The organism is Deltaproteobacteria bacterium (assembly GCA_028818775.1).
In the GTDB taxonomy this organism is placed as follows: Bacteria; Desulfobacterota; Binatia; order UBA9968; family JAJDTQ01; genus JAJDTQ01.
In genome coordinates this window covers 1-5,768 of record JAPPNE010000010.1, presented here as the reverse complement: position 1 = coordinate 5,768, position 5,768 = coordinate 1, and the positions used below count along the sequence as shown (strand labels likewise).

Here is a 5,768-nt window from a genome sequence, read left to right as displayed (position 1 = left end):
CTGCGGCCCGGTCGTCTCGCTCAATCGCCGCGAAGGCTCCAACCCCTTGCGGCGCCGGCTGTTCCGGCCGATGACGGTGTGCAGGGCACAAGCGCCCATCTGACTCCATGCGGAGTCTTTCTCCTCACACCCCACGCACCGGTGGTGCAGAGATCGCAGAGGCTGCGAAGGGCTGCGAAGTGATGCTCCCGCACCATAATGGATCGTAGCCGTGAGCGTTTCTGGCATGCCGGGAAGAGATGGCACGAAACGCGACCGGCTGGATCTATTCTGTGCCAGCCGGATTCTCGCGCTTTATCAGGATGTTAGCGCTCCTATCACCGGAGTGGGACGTGTAGCGTCAGGAGGGCGTGTAGGGTATCCTCTGCATGGTCGCAGTTTGTGCCAGGGCCGGTCTTCCGTGTGACGGTCGACGCCTTCGAGATCCCCTCCTCCACTACCCGGAACCCGGGTAAGTTTAGTTCGCGCATCGGGCCCTACTTGTGTAGAGTTCGATGAAGTTCCGCTTCGTTCGTGACGGGAAATAGCGAGAGTTTGGGCGGCACACCATGACCGACATCACCGACAAAACCCGGAACATGCGTATCCGCATCCTCCCGGAGCAGTGGGCAAGGATCGGTTCTTTGCTTCGTCGCCGTCGCGGTGACCTACGCCTGGGGCCATATAGCCTTACAGACCACCAAGTTGAACGGCGTCAGGCCCTACGCCTACCTCATGGCTACCCTCAAGGGCATCGCGCCTCACGCATCGACGAACTCCTGCCTTGGGCCTTCACCCACGACTCTCCCAAAAGTCAACGTGCCCCAGCGGCACCGCTTACGAGGCAACCATGTTCGATCTCTTCTTGAAAATGACTCGGACGGCCCTCGGCATCACGGTGCTGGCCCTGGCAATCGTGCTCTCGGCCTGCGGCCCCACCGTTGTCCACACCGAGTACAACAACGTGCCCGTGCTCGTGGCTGGCGAGGACGAGGACAAGACCACCGTCAAGCGCAGCAGCGACATCTTCAAGCGCGTGCTGGCCGAGCTCAAGCACGATATGAAGCGCACGGGCTTCCGCATGGTGGACGAAGAGTCGGTATCCGTGGACAATTGCGGTAGGGACGCCGGTTGCCCGGCGCCCCCCGCGCAGATCCGGACGTGCCCGCTAAGGCATCCGGCTCCTCCCTTGGGTTGCGCCCCAACTAGCGCTGACGGCAAATCGTTGGTCGGGCCACGGGTGTCGGATTCCCAGCTCGGGCCAGTACGCTCCCGAGTGCACGCGGTTGTGCAGGTCGGCCAAACGGCCTTCCGCATCCACGCCGCGGCCAAGGATCTGCGCGGCCTCACCAAGGTCCGCACCCATATCGACGAGAGCTACGCCGTCAAGGCCAACGAGTTCATCGACACCTTCGAGATGCCCCGGCAGGAGTCCGCCGCACCGCAAGACTGCCTGCAGGATAAGCTCTGCATCACCGAGGTGGTGGGGACCACGCCCGTCGCCGGAAGCCTCGGCGTCGTGCTCGCCAGGAAGTTCGCCCGCTACCGCGACGTCTCGGCCAGCGGCGCACGGGCGGGCGGGAGCGGAGGCGCGGAACGACCGGTTACAGGAACCGGCCGCATGGCGCAGGGCGACAGCGGCCACGGCATGCAGACCCCCTACACGGTGATGCTGCGGTACTTCGAAAGGCGCGAGGCCCTCACCATCATCGGCGTCATGGCCGACGAGTTCCCGGGCTACAAGAGCCACACGCTTCTGAGCGCGGACCCGGCCGTGCGCAAGTACGAGTACGTCACATCCGCCAAGCCCAACAAGATGGAGAAGTGGCTCACCATCCTTCTCACCGACATGAACTTCGACCCGGACGAAGTCACCATCCTCATTCGGGGGCAACGGATCACCGTCGAGAAGATCGTTCCCACCCCGGACCGGCCTAAGTCCGGCAACGAAAGGCGCAGTTCAAGTAGAACCGCCGAGACTCCCCCGGCCGGCTCGGAGTCTTCCGCTATCCCGACTCGGCCGGGCGAGTTCGCCGCCTACTTCTTCAGGACGTCTGGCCATTAGTAGAACCTGACATGATTATGCCTACCAAGGACCATCAAGGACTTGAGGACTCCCCACCTTGACTCCCTTACCGCGTCGCGGTAGCTTCAAGCCATGGCTTGGAAACAGGAAACCGTCGCAATCGTGGGAGTAGGGGCCACTCTCGGCATTCTCATCATCGGCTTGGCTTCATTTGTCGTCACCGGCCAGTATTCCACCGGCGCGGCCATCGCAGAAGTCCGCCGCGATGTAGCCGACTTACGTGAACGCATGGCCAGACTCGAGGGTCTGTTCGAAGGGTTCACCAAAAGGCCAGACGGCTCGCCCAGAACTAATCCGACAGACACGCGATAACAAGAAGACAGAAAAGCCCGTTCAGTAAGTCAATGTAGGTTGACGAAGCCGACGTGAGCGGAGAAGAGCGAACCAAACACGCGAGCAACAAGCTGAAGACGGGTCACCGCCAACCATTGGAAGCTTCGAAATCCACCACTGGCAGCCTCGTGGGCACACTTCGGTTTTTTGCGGGTTGTCCGACTGCCAAAATCGGAAAAGGGATATAACATGAAAAATTTATTGATTGTAGCTTTGCTGCCCGTCCTTGTGCTTGCGGGCAGTGCGTTGGCGCAAAACGACGACGATTGGCGAGATCGCGTCTTTCCACACGCAAGGCCGATAAATGCAGCAACCACCCTCAAGCTATTTGAGTATGTGATGCTTGGCTACCAGCTTTACGAAGATGCGTGCGCAATGTGCAAGGGCGACCGCGTCAAGGACTTGGCCGTCGTTGGATACGCTAGCATTGACAACTGCAGCAAAGACCTTGAGAAATTGAACAGCCAGGAGATGCGCGCAAAGCTGAGAATCCCAAGGACTGTAAAAATTCTATGTCTCAAAGGTCCAGCCTTGGTTGGAATAGCGGACCAAGGTGCGTCCACGCCTTGATCCCGTGTCAGTCCCTTGTAGTACCCTCTTGCGTAGGCGTCCAGGAACACGTCTTCAAGCCATGCCTTCAGTTCGCCGATTTCCACTTGAGTGTCAAAGGCCGCTTTTGCCATGTCGCGGACGGCAGCGTCCTGCCCCTTGAGTAACGTAATCGATGGTATAGACGCCCCCTCCCGACGGCATCGCAACGTGACGGGCTCGTTCATCATCGGCGTGGTTGCACAGTTGAGCGGATCCCTCGACCATACATGGACGTCTGGGCACGGGCGGAAACCTGCCTGGACGCGGCCATGGCCACGAAATCGCCCTTCAAGAACGACGACAGTTCATGTCATCCTCTACCGGAACGTCCATCGACACCTGCGCGCAAATGCCGAAGCCGGTGCCGGGCTACCCTTGACAGCCCTTTTGAAGAAGTCTGTTTGATGGAAGCGATTGGCATCGTAGTCTCGCCGGCCGCGCTCGGCGATCGATATTTGTCGAGCGGTGGTGGGCAAGGAACGCGCCACCTCACGGCCGTACCGGTCGCGGACGACGAAGACGAAACTTTCATTTCGATCAGTTCCCCCGCAGTTGACGCCGAAACCGGCTAGGTGAAACCGACCTTTTGACGTTTCTACGACTTCGAACTCGCGTACAGCTTCGGCGGTGCTACCCTCGACGGAACTGCTCTCGTCCCTGGCCTGAGGCGTCTGAGGTACCAACTCGTCCGGCGCCTTGCGCGACGGCTGTGCCCGGTTGGCGATCCTCCGGAAGAATTCGAACAACTTCTCATTGATCAGACATCACTGAAGTGCTTCGGACGAAAACTTACCGTAGACTCCCTCTCACAAGCAACCTCGCTCGCAGTACCCGCACGTCCGGCCGGAGGGTTACATGGACAATTGACGCCATGCAACGACAGAGCTGCAAACCGGCCCGTTGCGGCCTTGTTCTACGCCAAGAAAGTAGCTATTCGGGCTTCATGGACATACGAGGCCGGCAAGAACAACCCCTCGGCGGGAGGCCCGGATGGTAGCCTCCATCGGCGTGATTGCCTCGCCGTCACAGGGCGTGGCGTACTTCGAGAAGGACGGCTACTACGCCAGGAACGACCCTGCGCACAGGGAAGCGAGCGCCTGGGCCGGCAAGGGCGCCGAGGCGCTGGGACTCTCGGGTCCGGTGGATACGGACGTCTTCCAGGGCGTGCTCGAAGGCAGGGTGCCGGGCGGGCCGCACCTGGGCAAGCGCGGCCGAGACGGGGAGACCCGCCATCGGCCGGGCCGGGACGTCACCCTTTCGGCGCCGAAGTCGGTGTCTCTCATGGCGCTGGTGGGAGGAGACGAACGGATCGTCGCCGTCCACGACAGGGCCGTCACTCGGACCCTTTCCTGGATCGAGCGGAACGCCATCGAAACCCGGATTCAGGACAAGGCCAGCGGGGCAATGGTCCACGCCGACGGCCAGAAGATGGTGGCCGCAACGTTCCGCCACGACGCCTCCCGCAACCTCGACCCGCAGCTCCACACCCATGCGGTGGTGGCGAACATGGTCCAGGGGGACGATTCCAAATGGAGGACCATGGTCAACGACGGTCTCTACCGGAACAAGATGGCGATGGGCGCGGTCTACCGGGCAGAGCTTGCCCGTGGTCTCAAGCACCTGGGGTACGGGATCGAGAGGACCCACCCGGACGGCAGGTTCGAGATCTCGGGGGTGTCACGGGAAGTAGTGGAGGGGTTCTCGACACGGCGGGCGGAGATCGAAGCCGCGATGCTGGCGCGGGATGAAGGAGCGCCGATGGAGAACCCGAAGCTGGCGGACCGCGCGGCGTTGATGACGCGGGCGAAGAAACGGGACGTGGACAAGGGGGAACTGCGACGCTCATGGGAGCGGCAGGCGGCGGAGTTCGGGTTCTCGGCCGACGCGGTGCGCGCGAAGGCAAGACGAGCGGAGCGGGAACGCCCGGCGCCGGACCTGTTCTCGGACCGGGGCAACGAGGCGGGCGATGCCGCGAGGTGGGCAGTGGAGCACCTCTCCGAGCGCCGGGCGGTGTTCGCCCACGGAGATCTTCTTGCGGCGGCGCTGGCCCGGGAGCCGGGCACCGTGACGGCAGAGGCGGCGGAGCGGGTCATCTCCTCACTCGAAGAGGGCGGCGGCCTCCACGCCGCAACGGGCCTCGCACACGGAAGACACTGGACCACGGACGCGGCACTGGCGCGGGAGTCGGAGACGATCGCGCTCATGCAGGCCGGCCAGGGATCCGGGAAGGCGATCATGCGCGGCTGGATCGCCGCGACGAAACTGCACCGGGGCCGCCTGAACGAGGGACAGAAGGAAGCGGTCAGGATGATCCTTACGTCCAGTGACCGGGTGGTGGGAGTGCAGGGGTACGCCGGGACGGGCAAGACGACGATGCTCGACAGGCTCCGGGCGCTCCTGGGGAGCCGGGGCTACCGGACGCTGGGGCTGGCTCCGTCGGCCTCGGCTGCGCGCACCTTGGAGCGGGAGTCCGGGATCGGGTCGGAGACGCTGCAACGGTTCCTTGCGCAACATGCGGGTATTGGCGAAGGCCGAGGCACGCCGAAGGGACTTCGCGGCCTGCGCGCCTCGTTCTCGAAGACAGTGCTCGTGGTGGACGAGAGCTCGCTCGCTTCAAGCGAACAGATGCGCGGACTGCTCAGGGCAGCGACCACGCTCCGGGTTCCCCGTGTGGTACTGGTGGGAGACGAAAAGCAGTTGGGTGCGGTGGAGGCGGGCAAGCCTTTCGAGCAACTCAGACGGGCCGGGATGAAGACCGCGGTGATGGACGAGATCCTGC

The 5,768-nt window shown here is 62.8% G+C and carries 4 protein-coding genes; all 4 read left to right on the top strand.

Annotation, left to right across the window (positions count from 1 at the left end):
* The first annotated feature begins 829 nt into the window (after positions 1–829).
* On the top strand, positions 830–2,044 hold the full coding sequence (locus OXU42_00865) for a hypothetical protein (GenBank protein MDE0027941.1): 1,215 nt from the start codon (positions 830–832) through the stop codon (positions 2,042–2,044).
* A 543-nt stretch (positions 2,045–2,587) separates the two neighbouring features.
* Positions 2,588–2,968: a hypothetical protein gene (locus OXU42_00860; GenBank protein ID MDE0027940.1), complete on the top strand. Its 381-nt coding sequence runs from the start codon at positions 2,588–2,590 to the stop codon at positions 2,966–2,968.
* A gap of 290 nt (positions 2,969–3,258) precedes the next feature.
* Positions 3,259–3,561, top strand: coding sequence for a hypothetical protein (locus tag OXU42_00855; protein MDE0027939.1), 303 nt, complete (start codon positions 3,259–3,261; stop codon positions 3,559–3,561).
* Between the two features lie 418 nt (positions 3,562–3,979).
* Positions 3,980–5,768 (top strand): relaxase domain-containing protein (locus OXU42_00850; GenBank protein ID MDE0027938.1); only part of this gene is annotated, 1,789 nt, incomplete at its 3' end.

What these genes read in the sequence shown, in the direction of transcription:
- OXU42_00865 (MDE0027941.1), top strand. Translation starts at nt 830, where the DNA reads ATGTTCGATCTCTTCTTGAAAATGACTCGGACGGCCCTCGGCATCACG.
- OXU42_00855 (MDE0027939.1), top strand. Translation starts at nt 3,259, where the DNA reads ATGGCCACGAAATCGCCCTTCAAGAACGACGACAGTTCATGTCATCCT.
- OXU42_00860 (MDE0027940.1), top strand. Translation starts at nt 2,588, where the DNA reads ATGAAAAATTTATTGATTGTAGCTTTGCTGCCCGTCCTTGTGCTTGCG.